This is a genomic window from Roseateles sp., assembly GCF_036404855.1.
Lineage (GTDB): Bacteria > Pseudomonadota > Gammaproteobacteria > Burkholderiales > Burkholderiaceae_C > Pelomonas.
The window spans coordinates 14,111-31,173 of the sequence record NZ_DASWYS010000125.1 but is presented as its reverse complement, the minus strand read 5'-3'; the positions used below and the strand labels follow the sequence as shown (position 1 = coordinate 31,173).

Genomic DNA, 17,063 nt, shown 5'->3' with positions numbered 1-17,063 from the left:
CTCTGCGTCTAGCGGGTCTTGCCCGGGCTGGCCACACTGCGGCGCCATGAAGTCCACCCCCTCTCCTGCCTCCGTGCCGGCCACCTTGGGCCCGGCGCTGACGCTGCTGCTCGCCACGGCCACCGGCCTGGCCGTCGCGTCCATCTACTACATCCAGCCGCTGCTGGGCCTGCTGTCCGAGCAGTTCGGCGTGGGCAGTGCCACCATCGGCCTGCTGCCCACCCTGACTCAGCTCGGCTATGGCGCGGCCATCCTGCTGCTGTCCCCGCTGGGTGACCGTTTCGACCGCCGCCGCATCATCGTCGTCAAGGCCTGGACGCTGGTGGCGGCTCTGGCCCTCGCGGCGCTGGCGCCTGGCTTCGCGGCGCTGTGCGTGGCCAGCGTGGCGATCGGGCTCACCGCCACGCTGGCCCAGGACTTGGTGCCTGCCGCGGCGACGCTGGCGCCCGAGGCCGAGCGCGGCAAGCGTGTGGGCCAGGTCATGACGGGGTTGCTGCTCGGCATCCTGCTGTCGCGCGTGGCGGCAGGGTCGCTGGCGGCGCTCGCCGGCTGGCGGGCGGTCTACGCCAGCGCAGCCGTCGCGGTCGCGCTGCTGATCCCGTTGCTCTGGCACAGCCTGCCGCGCTTCGTGCCGGCGACGCAGGCCGGCTACGGTGCGCTGCTGGCGTCCATGGCCGGGCTGTGGCGGCAACACGCGGGGCTGCGCCGGGCTGCGCTGGCCCAGGGCCTGCTGTCGGTCGCCTTCAGCGCCTTCTGGTCGACGCTGGCCCTGGTGCTGGCTGGACCGGACTTCAATCAGGGCAGCGCGGTCGCCGGCGCCTTCGGCCTGGCGGGCGCGGCTGGTGCGCTGGCGGCGCCGCTGGCCGGCGGCATGGCCGACAGGCGCGGACCGCAGGCCGTGATCCGCGTCGCGGCGCTGCTGGTCTTCCTGTCCTTCGCAGTCCAGGCTCTGGCGCCGGCCTCGCTGTGGCTGCTGGTGGTGGTGGCGGTGCTGTTCGACCTGGGTGTGCAGGCGGCGCTGGTTTCGCACCAGAGCGTCGTCTACAGCCTGGATCCGGCCTCGCGCAGCCGGCTCAATGCGGTCCTTGTCAGCGCGATGTTCATTGGCATGGCCAGCGGCGCGGCGCTGGGGTCGGCCCTGCTGGCCGCCCTGGGCTGGCGCGCGGTGCCGGCGCTGGGGGCCATGGCGGCCCTAGGTGCGCTGGCGATTGCCTGGCGCTCCCGCTGAGGCGAGGGCAGACGGACAAAAAAAGCGGGCCTCTTGCGAGGCCCGTGGTGCTTGAGGTCAGGAGCGACGGTTAGTCATTAGTCTTGGCTTCGGCCTTGCGTTCCAGAGCCGTCTTGGACGCAATCACAGGCTGACCCTTGAGCTGGTTCAGGGCCTGAACCAGCGGGAAGTCTTCGGCGGTACCGAACTCGGGCAGGGGCTTGGGCGGCTCGGCGCGCTTGGCGAACTCGGCCTCCAGCTTCTGGCGGGCTTCCTCGCGGGCCTTCTGGCGCGCATCGTTGTCCTCGGGGCCGTTGTTCAGGTGCTTCTCGAGGTCGGCCTCACGCATGCGCAACGCCGCGAAGACGTTGCCTTCGGCGGTTTCGTCCAGCATCACGTCGGGCACGATGCCCTTGGCCTGGATGGAGCGGCCGCTGGGCGTGTAGTAGCGCGCCGTGGTGATCTTCAGGGCCGTCTCGGGGCCGAGCTGGCGCACCGTCTGCACCGAGCCCTTGCCGAAGGTCTGGGCGCCCATGACGGTGGCGCGCTTGTGGTCCTGCAAGGCACCGGCGACGATTTCGCTGGCGCTGGCGGAACCTTCGTTGACCAACACCACCAGCGGCACCGTCTTCAGCGCGACGGGCAGGCGCTTGATCGGGTCGTCGCCCCTGCGCGCGCGGTAGTCATCCGGGTTGGCCTTGTAGCTGGCCTTGGACTCGGCGATCTGGCCATTGGTCGACACGACTTCCACGTCCCTGGGCAGGAAGGCTGCGGAGATGGCGATGGCGCCATCCAGCAGGCCGCCCGGGTCGTTGCGGAGATCCAGCACCAGACCCTTCAGGTGGGGCTCCTGCTTGTAGATCTCCTCGAGCTTCTTGGCGAAGTCGTCGACGGTGCGGTCCTGGAACTGGCTGACGCGTAGCCAGGCGTAGCCAGGCTCGATGACCTTGGCTCGCACGCTCTGGACCTTGATCTCCTCGCGCACGATGGTCACGGGAAAGGAGCGGTTCTCCGCCTTGCGATAGATGGACAGGCTGACCTTGGTGGCCGGGTCGCCGCGCATCTTCTTGACGGCCTGATCCAGCGAGAGGCCGCGCACCGCGGTGTCGTCGATGCGGCTGATGAGGTCGCCGCTCTTCAGGCCGGCGCGGAAGGCGGGCGAGCCTTCGATCGGCGAGACGATCTTCACAAGACCGTCTTCCATGCCGATCTCGATGCCGACGCCGACGAACTTGCCGGTCGTTCCTTCACGGAATTCCTTGAAGCTCTTCTTGTCGAAGAACTGCGAATGCGGGTCCAGGCCGGAGACCATGCCGGCGATGGCATCGTTGATCAGCTTCTTCTCGTCAACCGGTTCGACGTAGTCGCTCTTGACGAGGCCGAAGACCGCAGCGAGCTGCTGCATTTCGTCCAGCGGCAGGGGTGACAGACTGCTCCGCGCATTGGCCTGGAGCTGCATCGTGGTGAGGGCACCTGCGACGGCGCCGAGGGCAACCCAACCGGCGACTTTCAATTTGGAGCTCATGAAGGCGAGTCCTGTGATCAACGTAATCCTGTCGAAAACAGCTTGACAGGTTGCCCCAGTGTAGCGGGGCGGTTCGGTAGGCAGGCCCGATTTACCCTGCGGAAACCCTTCAATTCGGGGTCGAAGTGACGGAATGCGCGGGCGTTACCGATGCCGTCACATGGCAAAGGTCATGGGTGACAGATGTGCCCATCAGCAACGCAGCTTCTGGCCCGCCAGGCTGCACGTTGCCAAGGGCTGGCCCAGTGCGTTGAAGGCCTTCAGCTGCCAGCCCTGGGGGGTGGCCCTCAGCAGCGTCATGCCGAATTCCGTATGGCTCTGGAAGGTTTCCACGCGCACGCCGGGCCGGGGCTCGGCGTTCAGCGCCGCCGCGACGTTGATGCGGCCCGAAGCCGCCGAGCCGCCGTTGCCGATGACGAGGCTGGCGGGCTGGTTGCTCGCGAAGCCCAGCACCTGGTGGATGTGCAGATGGCCATGCAGCGTGGCCTGAACGCCGGGCGGCAGGAGGCGCTGGCCGAAGGCGTCCTGCAGCAGCGGCGTCAGGCCGGAGCGGGCCGGACTGGGCACGCCCAGCAGGCTGGGGCTGAAGGCCAGGCTCGGATGGTGGCTGACGAAGAGGCTTTGCGCCCGGTCACCGGACAGTTCGGCCACGCGGTCGAGCTGCTCGCGCCAGCGCGTCCAGGCAGGCGAGCCGCGCGGTGGCGTGCGGCTGCCGATCTCGGCGGAGTCGAAGACGATGAGCTGGCTGCGCGGCGACAGTGGCACGGCGAAGGGCGGCGTGAAGTCGCCGTCATTGACGCCCTCGGCCTGGGCCTGGCAGGTGCGCGCCGGGCCGCTGCCGGCATCCAGGTAGCGCAGCCAACCCTGGCCGGCGCGGCTGCAGGCCTCGTGGTTGCCGCGCACGAAGACCCAGGGCGCGGCGGCCAGCAGGGCCTTGGCAGGTTGGAAGAAGTCGGCCTGCCAGGTGTCGTCGCCATAGCCCCAGGGGCTGTTGGCGCAGCCCGTCATGCCGGTGGGGCAGGGGCTCTCGCGGTAGTGGTAGTCGCCGACGTGGATGACGAGGTCGGGCGCGAGCGTCAGCGCACGTGCCAGCACACGAGGGAAGGGCCAGCCGCTGGCCTCGTCGCAGGGCTGGAACTCCTGGTCGGAGGCCTTGAGGCGGCAGCCGGTGTCGCCGATGACGAGGATGCGGCGCAGCTCGGCAGCGGGTGCCTGCAGGGTGACGTCGCCAAGCTGCACGCTGGCGGCGTCGGACGGCCAGGGCGCCTCGCAGGCACGCAGCGTGAAGCGGGTGGGTTTGCGCTCGGCCTGGGTGTTGCCGGGTGGCGAGGGCTCAGTGCCGGGGGCGCTGCGTTCCTGCATGACGACGCTGCCGCCGGCCCAGCTGAGCGTGGGACAGGTGGCGTCGCCGGTTACCGCGCGCACGGCCCAGGCGGGGCCGGCCACGGCCTGCACCCAGGCCTGTTGCAGGCCGGCGGGGACGGGGGGTTCCGCGGGTGGTGGGGGCGGGGCAGCGCAGCCGGCCAGGGTCAGCAGGGCGGCCAGCAGCGGAAAACGCGCGCAATGGATCATCTGTCAATCAACTGTGTGAGCGGCGCGAGGTGGAAGCCCTCCGGGGGGCCGCAAGCCGGTAGATTGTCGGCCACCCCACTTGCGCCACTCTGTCATGCCCGGCATCCGCACCCTCGCCCTGTTCGCCCTGGCGCTCGCGTCGGTAGGCCACGCCGCCACGATCGGCACGATCCCGCCTGCCCGGGCGCTGACGGCCGAACGCGTGGCCAGCCTGCCGGCCGCTGAGCGAGGGGCCTGGCAGGCCTACTTGGTCCGTTCGCAGGCCCAGCGCGCCGCCGACCGCGCCGCCCTGGCTTCGGAGCGGCAGGGGCTGGCGGCTTGGCCGGCGGCCCCAGAGGGCGGCCATGGCGAAGGCAGCATGCCGCTGGACAAGCCGTCCGCCTGGTATGCCGGCGAGGCCGCCCTGGCCGTGGCCCGCAACATCCTCAGCTTCCAGACGCCGGCGGGCGGCTGGGGCAAGAACCAGCCGCGCGACCGCGCGCCGCGACTGCGAGGCCAGGCCTTCGTGGCCGACAACAACGGCAAGAGGGCGGGGCCGGGCGACTTCGATGCAGCGCAGGATGCCCAGTGGAGCTATGTGGGCACCATAGACAACGACGCCACCATCACCGAGATCCGCTTCCTGGCCCGCGTGGCGGCCCAGCAGCCGGGCGAAGCGGGGGGTGTCTACCGGCAGGCGGCCGAGCGCGGCCTGCGCTACCTGCTGGCGGCGCAGTTTCCGAATGGCGGCTGGCCGCAGGTGTGGCCGCTGCAGGGCGGCTACCACGACGCCATCACGCTGAACGACAACGCCTTCGTCGAGGTGGCCGAGCTGATGGGCTGGGCCTCGCGGGGCGAGGCGGACCTGGATTTCCTGCCCGCGGCGCTGAAGGCCGACGCGGCGTCGGCCAAGGAGCGCGCCGCGCGGCTGCTGCTGGCGATGCAGATCCGCGTCGAGGGCCGGCTCACGCTTTGGGCCCAGCAGCATGACGCGCTGACGCTGGCACCGGCCTCGGCGCGCAACTATGAGCCGCCGGCCTTGAGCAGCGGCGAGAGCGCCCGGGCACTGCTTTTCCTGATGAGCCTGCCCCAGCCCTCGCCGGCCATCGTCGAGGCGGTTCATGCCGGCATCGCGACGCTGAGGGCCTTGGCCGTGCGCGATCGCGCCTGGGTCCGGGTGGACGATGCCCAGGGGCGCCGTCTGGTCCAACAGCCCGGCGCCGGCCCGCTGTGGGCGCGGTACTACGACGCCGGGACGCTCAAGCCCGTCTTCGGCGATCGCGACAAAAGCCTGCACGACGACGTCAACGACCTCAGCCTGGAGCGTCGAAACGGCTATGCCTGGTGGGGCACCTGGCCGATGAAGACGCTGGCGGCCTACGATGTCTGGGTCGCCCGGATCAAGACGCCTTCCTGAGCTCGAAGCGCTTGATGTCGCCCACGACGAAGAGGTAACAGCAGACGGCGATCAGTGCATTCGCGGCAACGAAGACCAGCGCTGCGTTGAACGACCCCGTGCCCTTGACCAGGTAGCCGATGACGATGGGCGTCGTGATGCCGGCGGTGTTGCCGAAGGTGTTGAACAGCGCGCCGGACAGGCCCGAGATCTCCTTGGGCGAGGTGTCGGACACGACGGCCCAGCCCAGCGCGCCGAGGCCCTTGCCGAAGAAGGCCAGCGACATGATGGCGACGACGACCGCCGCGCTGTCGACGTAGTTGCACAGGATCATGCTGGTGGACAGCAGCATGCCGATGACGATGGGCGTCTTGCGGGCGGTGGTCAGGCTCTTGCCCCGGCGCAGCAGCCCGTCCGAGATCAGTCCGCCCAGCACGCCACCAGCGAAGCCGCAGATGGCGGGCAGAGCGGCGACGAAGCCGGCGTTGAGGATGGACATGCCGCGTTCCTTGACGAGGTACACGGGGAACCACGTCAAGAAGAAGTAGGTCAGTGTGGTGATGCAGTACTGGCCCACGTAGACGCCCATCAGCATGCGGTTGGACAGCAGTTGCTTCACATAGCTCAGGCGTGGTGCGTCGGGCGCGAAGCTGCGGCTCTGGGTGCCGGGCTGGTCCATGTTGACCAGGGCGCCACCGGCGGCGATGTAGTCCAGTTCGGCCTGATTGATGCCGGGGTGGGTGCGCGGCGTGAAGACGGCTTTCAACCAGACGATGCTCAGTGTCATTCCCAGCAGCCCCATGACGACGAAGACCGCCGGCCAGCCGTAGCTGTACGTGATCCAGCCCATCAGCGGTGCGAACAGGACGGTGGCGAAATACTGCGCCGAGTTGAAGATGGCGGACGCCGTGCCGCGCTCGTTGGCCGGAAACCAGGAGGCCACGATGCGGCCGTTGGCCGGGAAGGAGGGCGCCTCGGCCGCGCCGACAAGGAAGCGCAGCGCGAACAGCGTGACGACGGCGAGGCCGACGTTGGCGGTGATGAAGCTGATGCCGCCCTGCAGGAGCGTGAACACCGACCACAAGCAGATGCTGCAGGCGTAGACCAGCTTGGAGCCGAAGCGGTCCAGCAGCCAACCGCCCGGCAACTGGGCGATGACGTAGGACCAGCCGAAGGCCGAGAAGATGTAGCCCATGGTCACCGCATCGATGCCCAGTTCCTTCGAGAGCGCCGGGCCCGCGATGGACAGCGTGGCGCGGTCGGCGTAGTTGATCGTCGTCACGATGAAGAGCATGGCCAGGATGGCGAAGCGCTTCTTTGTGCGCAAGGCACTGCCGCCGGCGGCTTGTGCCAAGGTGACGGTGGAGGTGTTCATCGGTTGTCTCCGGGCAATGCGGCGGCTCCGCCTTCTGCCGGGCGGGTCTGCCGAACGAGGTGGATCAGGCTTGGGTGTAGGCCGTCTTGACGGTGGTGTAGAACTCGGCGGCGTGGCGGCCCTGTTCGCGCGGACCGTAGCTGCTGCCCTTGCGGCCACCGAAGGGCACGTGGTAGTCCACGCCCGCGGTCGGCAGATTCACCATCACCATGCCGGCCTGAGAGTGGCGCTTGAAGTGGGTGGCGTGCTTCAGCGAGGTTGTCGCGATGCCGGCGGCTAGGCCGAACGGCGTGTCGTTGGACAGGGCCAGTGCGTGGTCATAGTCGCGGGCGCGGATGACGCTGACGACCGGGCCGAACACTTCCTCGCGGTTGATGCGCATCTCGGGCGTGGTGTCGGTGATGAGGGCCGGCGTCAGGTAGAAGCCCGGCGCACCGGCCGCGTTGTGCTCGATGCGCTGGCCGCCCTGCGCCAGCCGGCCGCCATCGGCCTGCGCGATGCCGATGTAGTCCACGTCCTGGCCGAGCTGGCTGGCGTCGACGACGGGGCCGATGTCCGTGCCGGCCTTGCGGGCGTCATCCACCTTCAGGGCCTTCATCTTCTCGACCATGGCCGCGATGAAGCGGTCGTGGATGCCGTCGGTGACGATGAGGCGGCTCGACGCCGTGCAACGCTGGCCGGTGGAGAAGAAGCCACTGTTGACAGCGGCGTTCACCGCGATGCCCAGGTCAGCGTCATCCAGCACGATCATGGGGTTCTTGCCACCCATTTCCAGCTGGAACTTGGCCATGCGTCCGTCCGCCCGATTGATGCAGGCAGCGGCGACCTTCTGGCCGGTGGCGACCGAGCCGGTGAAGCTGATGGCCGCCACCCGCGGGTCGGTCAGCAGCTTCTCGCCGACCACCGAGCCACGGCCCATGACGAGGTTGAACACGCCGGCCGGCAGGCCCGAACGCGACAGGATCTCGGCCAGCGCCCAGGCCGAGCCGGGCACGAGGTCGGCCGGCTTGAAGACCACGCAATTGCCCCAGGCCAGGGCCGGCGCGATCTTCCAGGCGGGAATCGCGATGGGGAAGTTCCACGGCGTGATGAGGCCCACGACGCCGATGGCCTCGCGCGTCACTTCCACGCCCACCCCGGGGCGCACCGAGGGCAGGCTCTCGCCGCCTGGGCGCAGCGCCTCGCCGGCGAAGAACTTGAAGATGTTGCCGGCGCGCTGAACCTCGCCGATGGCCTCGGGCAGTGTCTTGCCTTCTTCGCGAGCCAGCAGGTCGCCCAGCTCTGCGCGGCGGGCCAGGATCTCGGTGCCGACGGCGTCCAGGATGTCGAAGCGCTGCTGCGGCGTGGACAGGCTCCAGGCCGGGAAGGCGGCCGTCGCGGCCGTGATGGCCAGCTCGGCCTGCACTGCGTCGGCCTGTGCGTACTCGCCGATGACGTCGCGGGTGTCCGACGGGTTGATGTTGCGAGAGACGGCCTGACCGTCCAGCCATTCGCCGTTGATGAGGTTCTTGTGCATGTTGCTTATCGGTCCAGCGCGGGGCGCTTGGGGTTGAAGGTCCAGCCAGGGATCAGGTACTGCATCGCCATCGCATCATCGCGGGCACCAAGACCATGCTGCTTGTAGAGGGCATGTGCATTCTCGACCTCTGCCATGTCCAACTCCACGCCCAGGCCCGGCTTCTTGGGGACTTCGACATGGCCGCCGACGATCTTCAGAGGCTCTTTCGTGAGCCGCTGGCCGTCCTGCCAGATCCAGTGCGTGTCGATGGCCGTGACCTTGCCCGGGGCGGCGGCGCCGACGTGGGTGAACATGGCCAGCGACACGTCGAAATGGTTGTTGGAATGCGAGCCCCAGGTGAGGCCCCAGTCGCAACAGGTCTGGGCCACCCGGACCGAGCCAGCCATGGTCCAGAAGTGTGGGTCGGCCAGCGGGATGTCCACGCTCTGCAGCGACAGCGCATGGGCCAGTTGTCGCCAGTCGGTCGCGACCATGTTGGTGGCCGTGAGCAAGCCCGTGGCGCGGCGGAACTCGGCCATCACCTCGCGGCCGGAGAAGCCGTCCTCGGCGCCGCAGGGATCCTCGGCATAGGCAAGCACGCCGTGCATGTCGCGCATCAGGCGGATGGCGTCCCTCAGCATCCAGCCGCCGTTGGGGTCCAGCGTCACGCGCGCCTGCGGGAAGCGCTCGTGCAGCGCGCGAATCGCCTCGATCTCCTCGTCGCCGCGCAGCACGCCACCCTTGAGCTTGAAGTCGTTGAAGCCGTAGCGCGAGCGGGCCGCCTCGGCCAACCTGACGATGGCCTCGGGCGTCAGCGCCGCCTCGTGGCGCAGGCGGAACCAGTCGTTGTCGGCATTTGGGGCGCTGTCGTAGGGCAGGTCGGTCTTGCTGCGGTCGCCCACGTAGAAGAGGTAGCCCAGCATCTCGACCGACTCGCGCTGCTGGCCTTCGCCCAGAAGAGCCGCGACCGGCACACCGAGATGCTGGCCTAGCAGGTCAAGCATCGCCGACTCGATGGCCGTGACGGCGTGGATGGTGGTGCGCAGGTCGAAGGTCTGCAGCCCGCGGCCACCGGCGTCGCGGTCGGCGAAGGTCTTCTGCACGACTTTCAGCAGACCCTGGTGGGCTCCGACGGCTTGACCCACGACCAGGCAGCGGGCGTCCTCCAGCGTCTGGCGGATCTTCTCTCCGCCGGGCACTTCGCCGACGCCGGTGTTGCCGGCGCTGTCGGTCAGGATCAGCAGGTTGCGGGTGAAGTAGGGGGCGTGGGCGCCGCTGAGGTTGAGCAGCATGCTGTCGCGCCCGGCGACGGGCACGACGCGCAGCTCTTTGATGATGGGGGTTGAACTGCTCATGGGAAGTCAATCGGCAGTGATCTTGCGTTCGGTGATGACCTTCTTCCAGCGCTCGAACTCGGCGGCCTGGAAGGTGGTGAACTGTTCGGGCGTGTTGGCGACGATCTCGAATCCCTGCTCAAGCAGCCTCGGCTTGACGTCGGCTGCGTTCAGCGTGGCGACGATGCTGGCGTTCAGCTTGGTCTTGATGTCAGCGGGCAGGCCCTTGGGTGCGGCCACGCCCTGCCACGAATAGACCTGCAGACCCTTGATGCCCAGCTCGTCCATGGTGGGCACGTCGGGCAGTACCGGGGAGCGGCGGGCACTCGTGATGCCGAGCGCCCGCAGCTTGCCGGCCTTGATCTGCGGCAGCGCGGTATTGATGTTCATGAAGCTGGAGTCCACCTGGTTGCCCAGCAGGTCGGTCATCACGGGGCCGCCGCCCTTGTAGGGGATGTGCAGGCCGCTGGTGCCGGTTTGCTGCCAGAAGAGCTCGGCGGTGATGTGGTCGCTGGAGCCGTTGCCCGAGGAGGCAAAGCTCATCTTCTCCGGGTGGGCCTTGAGGAAGGCCAGAACCTCGGCCATGCTCTTGTGCGGTGACGCGCTCGGCACCACCAGCACATTGGGCGCCTGCACCGCGACGCTGATGTAGTCGAGGTCCTTGGTCGGGTCGTAGCCGATGTTCTTCAGCAGATGCGGGCCGATGACCAGGGGACCCAGGGAGGAGACGAGGATGGTGTAGCCGTCCGGCGCTGCGCGCCTGACGGCCGCCGTGCCAATGGTGCCGCCGGCGCCGCCGCGGTTGTCGACGACGAAGCTGCCGCCGAGCTTCTCCTGCAGCTTGTTGCCCAGCAAGCGGGCAATGGCGTCGGTGGAGCCGCCGGGCGGGAAGGGCACCAGCAGGGTCACCGGCTTGGCGGGCCAAGCCTGCGCCATGGCGGCGCCAGCGGTCACGAGGCTCATCAGCATGGCGGTCAGCAGTCGCTTCATGGGGCGTCTCCGGTGGTTCTCCAGTCGATCGGCTTATTGGGGACCCAGTTTCGAGATCAGTGCGCCAAGTTGGTCGACCTCGGCGGGCGCCAGGTCCGACAGCGGCGGGCGCACCGGGCCGGCGCTGTGGCCGACCAGCGTGGCGCCGGCCTTCACGATGGACACGGCATAGCCCTCGCCCCTATTGCGCAGCGCGATATAGGGCAGGAAGAAGTCGCGGATCAGGCGGTCGCAGGTCGCGGTGTCGTTGGCCGCGTGAGCCCTGTAGAAGGCCATGGCCGTCCCGGGAATGAAGTTGAAGACGGCGGACGAGTAGACGGGGCAGCCCATGGCCTTGTAGGCACCGGCAAACACCTCGGCCGTGGGCAGGCCGCCCAGGTAGGCGAACCGTTCGCCCAGCGTCTGGCGGATGGCGACGAACTTCTCGATGTCGCCCAGGCCGTCCTTGAAGCCGATCAGGTTGGGGCAGCGGTCGGCCAGGACGGCCAGGCTCTGAGGGGTCAGTTTGCAGGCGCCGCGGTTGTAGACGACCACACCGAACTTGACGCTCTTGCAGACGGCCTCGACATGGGCGATCAGGCCTTCCTGGCTGGCTTCGGTCAGGTAGTGGGGCAGCAGCAGGACGCCCTGCGCGCCCAGCCGTTCAGCCTCCTGCGCGTACTTGATGGCCAGCGTGGTGCCACCGCCGGCGCCGGCGAGGATCGGTGTGCGGCCTCGGCAGGTGTCCAGGGCCACCCGGATGACGTCGCTGTACTCGCCCGGCTCCAGCGAGAAGAACTCGCCGGTGCCGCCGGCCGCGAAGAGTGCCGAGGCGCCATACGGCTGCAGCCATTCCAGTCGATCGGCATAGGCCTTGGGCGCGAAGTTCAGCTGGGCGTCGAAATCGGTCAGCGGGAAAGACAACAGCCCGGCTTGCAGGACGGCTTTGAGTTCTTGGGGCGACATGAGCGGGTCTCCAGGATGAGAGTTGGGATGACTGGCGAAACAAGGCCGGCAAAGGGCAGCGGTTGCCTATGTTGTAGGTCATCGTACAACTTGGGTCAAATCCGGGAATGCTGGGGAAAACCCGCAATATCGGGTGCTTTACATGAACCTCAGCCAACACCCGCCTGCGCGCGGCGGCGGCGTTCGCGGCTGTTGCTGAGGTGGGTGCGCATGGCTGCGCGCGCCGACTCGGCATCCTGGTTGGCGATGGCATCCAGAATGTTCTCGTGCTCGGTGTTCACGCGTCGCATGTAGGCCAGGCGCTCTCCATTCATGTCCGCCGCCGGCTCCAGCCGCGAGCGCGGAATGATCTGGGCTCCCAGCGTGGCCATCAGGTCGGCGAAGTGGCTGTTCTGCGTCGCGCGGGCGATTTCGAGGTGGAACTGGAAGTCGGCCGCCACCGAATCTTGACCCGCGTCCACGGCGGCGATCACTGCATCCAGCGCCTTGCGCAAGGCGGCAAGGTTGGCTTCGCTGCGGCGCAGGGCCGCCAGGCCGGCGGCCTCGGTCTCCAGGCCGATCCGCAGTTCCAACACGGCGATGACGTCCTGCAGCGTGCTGAACTGCTCCGGCGTGATCTTGAACGATGGACCGTCGCCGGGCCCGAGCACGAAGGTGCCGATGCCATGACGCGTCTCGACGAGCCCTGCCGCCTGAAGCTTGGAAATCGCCTCGCGCACGACGGTGCGGCTGACCTCGAACTCCTCCATGATGGCGGCCTCCGTGGGCAACTTGTCCCCGGCCTGCAACCGGCCAGCGCGGATGCGGTCTCCGAGCGAATCGACCAGTTCGAGGGCCAGCGTGCGGGGCCGGCGGCGCGTGAGAGGGGCGTGCATTCGCGGGTTTTCCCGGGGTTTTGAACTGGATGCGGCGTCTAAAGTCAGGTCAGTTGTACGACAACTAGACGACGTACAACGAGATGTATTGCACTTTAGCCACTCCGCCGCCGGATATGAATGCCGTTTCCCCCCAACGCTCCCCGCTGACCCTCCGCATGCGCGACGAGGACAACGTCGCCATCGTCGCCAACGACGGGGGGCTGCCGGAGGGCACGCGGCTGCCGGACGGCGTGCCCGGCGCCGGCATCGTGTTGCGAGACAAGGTTCCACAAGGCCACAAGGTCGCTCTGCGCGACATCGCCCAGGGCGAGGAGGTGTTGCGTTACGCCGTGCCCATCGGTTACGCGCTGGAATCCATCCCCGCCGGCAGCTGGGTGCATGAGCGGCTGCTGCAGATGCCGCCGGCCCGTGCGCTGGAGGGACTGCCCATCGCTACCGTGAAGCCGCCCGCCACCGAGCCCCTGGAGGGCTACACCTTCGAGGGCTATCGCAATGCCGATGGCTCGGTGGGCACGCGCAACATCCTCGCCATCACGACGACGGTGCAGTGCGTGGCCGGCGTCGTCGCCCAGGCCGTGGCGCGCATCAAGGCCGAACTGCTGCCGCTGTACCCCAATGTCGATGATGTCATCGGCCTGGAGCACAGCTATGGCTGCGGCGTGGCCATCGACGCGCCGGACGCCATCATCCCCATCCGCACGCTGAAGAACATCTCCCTGAACCCCAACTTCGGCGGCGAGGTGATGGTGGTCAGCCTCGGCTGCGAGAAACTGCAGCCCGCGCGCCTGCTGCCGCCGGGATCGTTCCCGATCACTGACGAACGTGACGCTGGCGCCGGCCCCGAGACCATCTGCCTTCAGGACGACGTGCACGTGGGTTTCATGTCCATGCTGGACGACATCGTGCGCAGCGCGAGGCCGCACCTTGAACGCCTGAATGCACGCCGGCGCGAGACTGTGCCGGCCAGTGAACTGGTTGTCGGCGTGCAGTGCGGCGGCAGCGATGCCTTCTCCGGCGTGACAGCCAACCCGGCCGTCGGGTTTTGTGCCGACCTGCTGGTGCGTGCAGGCGCGACCATCATGTTCAGTGAGAACACCGAAGTTCGCGACGCCGTCGAGCAGCTGACCCGTCGTGCCGCCACGCCCGAGGTCGCCGAAGCCATCGTCCGCGAGCTGGGGTGGTACGACCGCTACCTGGACCGCGGCCGCGTCGACCGCGCCGCCAACACCACGCCCGGCAACAAGGCGGGCGGCCTGTCGAACATTGCCGAGAAGGCCATGGGCTCCATCGTCAAGAGCGGCAGCTCGGCCATCGCGCATGTGCTGTCGCCCGGCGACAAGCTGCGGCGTGACCAGCGCGGCCTCGTCTATGCCGCCACACCCGCCAGCGACTTCATCTGTGGCACGCTGCAACTGGCCGCGGGCATGAATCTGCACATCTTCACCACCGGCCGCGGCACGCCCTACGGCCTGGCCGAGTGCCCCGTGGTGAAGGTCGCCACGCGCACGGACCTGGCCCGCCGCTGGCACGACCTGATGGACGTCAACGCGGGCCGGATCGCCGATGGGGACGCCACCCTCGAGGAGGTCGGCTGGGCGATGTTTCACTTGCTGCTGGACGTCGCCAGCGGCCGCAGGAAGACCTGGTCCGAGCACTGGAAGCTGCACAACAGCCTGGTGTTGTTCAACCCGGCGCCGGTAACCTGAGGCAGCGCCGACTGTGTAGGTCAAGGCCTGCAATGGCCGGCGATGCCGTCCGGCCCCGATGGCGCGTCGTGCTGGGCAGCATGGTTCCGTCGTTTCAAGATGGGAGCCTGAATGCATCACCCCATGGCCGGCCAACTGGCCCCGCCCGATACCCTCATTGACGTCGAAGCCGTGCGCGAGGCCTATTACTCACGCCAGCCCGACCCCGCCTGCGCGGAGCAGCAGGTCAACTTCGGCACGTCCGGCCATCGCGGTTCGTCCTTGGATGGCTCGTTCAACGAGTGGCATGTGCTCGCCATCACCCAGGCCATCTGCGATCGCCGCAAGCAGCTCGACATCGCCGGCCCGCTCTTTCTCGGCGCCGACACCCACGCACTGTCCCATCCCGCCACGTTGACGGCGCTGGAGGTCCTTGTCGCCAACGGGGTACAGGTCATGCTGGCGCCTGCCGGGCAGTTCACACCGACGCCGGCGGTGTCGCTTGCCATCCTGGAATACAACCGGGGCCGCGAGGGCTGGACGCGGGCGGATGGCATCGTCATGACGCCCTCGCACAACCCGCCGCGCGACGGCGGCTTCAAGTACAACCCGCCGCATGGCGGGCCAGCGGACAGCGGCATCACCACCGCCATCCAGGCCGCGGCCAACGACTACCTGCGCCAGGGCCTCAAGGGCGTGCTACGGCAGGACCCCGAACGCGCGCTCGCCGCCCATGGCTGTCACGAACACGATTTCCTTGGCAACTACGTCGCGGGGCTCGAGCAGGTCATCGACTTCGAGCTGATCCGCTCAGCCGGCCTGCAACTGGGCGTGGACCCGCTAGGCGGCGCGGGCGTGGCCTATTGGCCGGCTATTGCCGAGCGCTACCGCCTGCCGCTCACCATCGTCAGCCGCGAGGTGGATCCACGCTTCGCCTTCATGACGCTGGACTGGGATGGCAAGATTCGCATGGACCCTTCTTCGCCCTGGGCAATGCGCCGGCTGACGCAGCTGCGCGATGGCTTCGATGTGGCCTTCGCATGCGACACCGACCATGATCGCCATGGCATCGTCACGCGCAGCACTGGCTTGATGCCGCCAAATCACTACCTCAGCGTCGTGGCGGACTACCTGTTTCGCCATCGGCCCGGATGGAGGGCGGAGACGGCCATCGGCAAGACCGTCGTCACGACGGCGCTGCTCGACCGCGTCGCTCGGCGTCTCGGATGCCCACTGGTCGAGGTCCCGGTCGGATTCAAGTGGTTTGCGTCCGGCCTCCTGGATGGCAGTCTGGGGCTGGGCTGTGAGGAAAGTGCCGGCGCGACGTTGTTGCGACGCGATGGCCGTGTGTGGACGACGGACAAGGACGGCATCGCCAGCGCGCTGCTGGCTGCAGAGATCACCGCCCGCACCGGCAGCGATCCCGGCCGGTACTACCAGGCCCTGACTGCCGACCTCGGCACGCCGCATGCCGACCGGCTCGAAGGCCCGGCCACGCGCGAGCAGAAACTGCGCCTGGCTGCACTGACAGGCGCGGACCTGAAGGCGGCCGAGCTGGGTGGCGAGCCCATCACGGCGGTGCTGAGCCACGCAACGGGCAATGGGGCGGCAATCGGCGGCATCAAGGTGTGCACGGCCAATGGTTGGTTCGCCGCGCGCCCTTCGGGCACCGAGGAGATCTACAAGATCTACGCGGAGAGCTTTCGTGACGAGACGCATCTGCAGCAATTGCTGCAGCAGGCACGCAGTCTGGTGGACGCGGCGCTGACGACGGCTTGAGACGGCTTGATTCAGGCAGCGGCCAGTTCGGCCACGCCCTCGCTGAGATAGACGCACTCGCCGTGCTCGAACACGCGCACCTCGCCGGGTGCGAACGCTTGCCATGCCTCGCCGTGGGTGAGCGGCTCGGTGGAGACAAGCGCCATGCGGTCCGCCGGATTGTTGACAGTGGCCAGGTCCACGCTGAGGTCGCCGTCGCGCAGCGACACGTGGCCGAAAGGCGGGCGGCGCTGCAGCCAATGCAGCTTGGTGGAGGCGTGGGCCAGCATCGCGCGGCCGTCGGTCAGCAACAGGTTGAAGCGGCCGAACTCGGCGATCTCGTGAATCCACGGCGTCAGCGTCTCGGCCAGCTCGGGCCAACCAGGCAATTGGTCACCGAAGCGCTGCTGCAGGCGTTGCATCAGCCAGCAGAAGGCGCGCTCGCTGTCGGTCTGGCCCGCGGGGGTGAAGCTGCCGTCCAGGGACGGGTGGAAGTCCTTCAGGTCACCGTTGTGGGCGAAGACCCAGGTGCGGCGGGCCCATTCGCGGCGAAAGGGGTGGCAGTTCTCCACCGCACGGGCTCCCTGGGTGGCCTTGCGGATGTGAGCCAGGATGTTGCGGGCCCGGACCGGGTGGTGGCCGAGGTGACGGGCGAGCGCCGATTCGGCGGCCGGGCTGTCCTCCACGCTGACCTCGCAGCGCTCACCGTCGTGGAAGGCGACGCCCCACCCATCGACATGGTCTGCAGTGCGGCCACCGCGGGCCGCGAAGCCGCTCAGCGAGAAGGTGGCGGCAGCCGGCTGGCGGCTGTTGAGGGCGAAAAGCTCACACATCGGACGAGGGCGGAAGCTGTCGGTGCAGGTTGCAACGTCGCAAGTCTGGTGGTGGATGACAGAAACGCCAACAAAGCTTTTGTCATGA

At 68.3% G+C, this 17,063-nt stretch carries 13 protein-coding genes; 4 read left to right on the top strand and 9 right to left on the bottom strand.

All coding sequences use genetic code 11. From position 1 onward, the window contains the following. Positions 1 to 46: 46 nt before the first annotated feature. Positions 47 to 1,228, top strand: a complete 1,182-nt coding sequence (locus VGF12_RS08495; RefSeq protein WP_331175601.1) for an MFS transporter — start codon at positions 47 to 49, stop codon at positions 1,226 to 1,228. 70 nt (positions 1,229 to 1,298) lie between these two features. Here the strand turns inward: VGF12_RS08495 and VGF12_RS08490 are convergent, their stop codons facing one another. Beyond that, on the bottom strand, positions 1,299 to 2,732 hold the full coding sequence (locus VGF12_RS08490) for a S41 family peptidase (protein WP_331175600.1): 1,434 nt from the start codon (positions 2,730 to 2,732) through the stop codon (positions 1,299 to 1,301). Between the two features lie 192 nt (positions 2,733 to 2,924). Beyond that, positions 2,925 to 4,304 (bottom strand): metallophosphoesterase, encoded by a 1,380-nt coding sequence (locus VGF12_RS08485; RefSeq protein ID WP_331175599.1) that lies wholly within the window; start codon positions 4,302 to 4,304, stop codon positions 2,925 to 2,927. 94 nt (positions 4,305 to 4,398) lie between these two features. Here VGF12_RS08485 and pelA point away from each other — a divergent pair, with 94 nt between their 5' ends. After that, complete coding sequence (gene pelA / locus VGF12_RS08480; RefSeq protein WP_331175598.1) at positions 4,399 to 5,700, top strand: pectate lyase; 1,302 nt, start codon at positions 4,399 to 4,401, stop codon at positions 5,698 to 5,700. Here the strand turns inward: pelA and VGF12_RS08475 are convergent. The 6 genes from VGF12_RS08475 to VGF12_RS08450 form a co-directional block, all read right to left on the bottom strand. Next, the gene (locus tag VGF12_RS08475) at positions 5,684 to 7,054 is read right to left on the bottom strand and encodes an MFS transporter (RefSeq protein WP_331175597.1); all 1,371 of its coding nucleotides are present in this window, start codon (positions 7,052 to 7,054) and stop codon (positions 5,684 to 5,686) included. The genes pelA and VGF12_RS08475 overlap by 17 nt on opposite strands. Positions 7,055 to 7,118: 64 nt before the next feature. Continuing rightward, positions 7,119 to 8,570: an aldehyde dehydrogenase family protein gene (locus VGF12_RS08470; RefSeq protein WP_331175596.1), complete on the bottom strand. Its 1,452-nt coding sequence runs from the start codon at positions 8,568 to 8,570 to the stop codon at positions 7,119 to 7,121. Positions 8,571 to 8,575: 5 nt separating this feature from the next. After that, entirely contained in the window at positions 8,576 to 9,907 is a 1,332-nt protein-coding gene (gudD, locus tag VGF12_RS08465) for a glucarate dehydratase (RefSeq protein ID WP_331175595.1), read from the bottom strand. A 6-nt stretch (positions 9,908 to 9,913) separates the two neighbouring features. Continuing rightward, positions 9,914 to 10,876 (bottom strand): tripartite tricarboxylate transporter substrate binding protein, encoded by a 963-nt coding sequence (locus tag VGF12_RS08460; RefSeq protein ID WP_331175594.1) that lies wholly within the window; start codon positions 10,874 to 10,876, stop codon positions 9,914 to 9,916. 33 nt (positions 10,877 to 10,909) lie between these two features. After that, on the bottom strand, positions 10,910 to 11,821 hold the full coding sequence (kdgD, locus tag VGF12_RS08455) for a 5-dehydro-4-deoxyglucarate dehydratase (protein WP_331175593.1): 912 nt from the start codon (positions 11,819 to 11,821) through the stop codon (positions 10,910 to 10,912). Between the two features lie 149 nt (positions 11,822 to 11,970). Then, positions 11,971 to 12,696 (bottom strand): FadR/GntR family transcriptional regulator, encoded by a 726-nt coding sequence (locus VGF12_RS08450; RefSeq protein WP_331175592.1) that lies wholly within the window; start codon positions 12,694 to 12,696, stop codon positions 11,971 to 11,973. A 116-nt stretch (positions 12,697 to 12,812) separates the two neighbouring features. Between VGF12_RS08450 and garD the strand changes: the two genes are divergently transcribed. Together garD and pgm are read left to right on the top strand one after the other, a co-directional pair. Next, complete coding sequence (gene garD / locus VGF12_RS08445; protein WP_331175591.1) at positions 12,813 to 14,405, top strand: galactarate dehydratase; 1,593 nt, start codon at positions 12,813 to 12,815, stop codon at positions 14,403 to 14,405. A 111-nt stretch (positions 14,406 to 14,516) separates the two neighbouring features. Then, a complete protein-coding gene (gene pgm, locus VGF12_RS08440) occupies positions 14,517 to 16,163 on the top strand; it encodes a phosphoglucomutase (alpha-D-glucose-1,6-bisphosphate-dependent) (protein WP_331175590.1) in 1,647 nt (548 codons plus the stop codon). An 11-nt stretch (positions 16,164 to 16,174) separates the two neighbouring features. On the opposite strand, the gene VGF12_RS08435 is transcribed toward pgm, so the two are convergent. Then, positions 16,175 to 16,975: a class II glutamine amidotransferase gene (locus tag VGF12_RS08435; RefSeq protein WP_331175589.1), complete on the bottom strand. Its 801-nt coding sequence runs from the start codon at positions 16,973 to 16,975 to the stop codon at positions 16,175 to 16,177. Between the last annotated feature and the right edge of the window lie 88 nt (positions 16,976 to 17,063).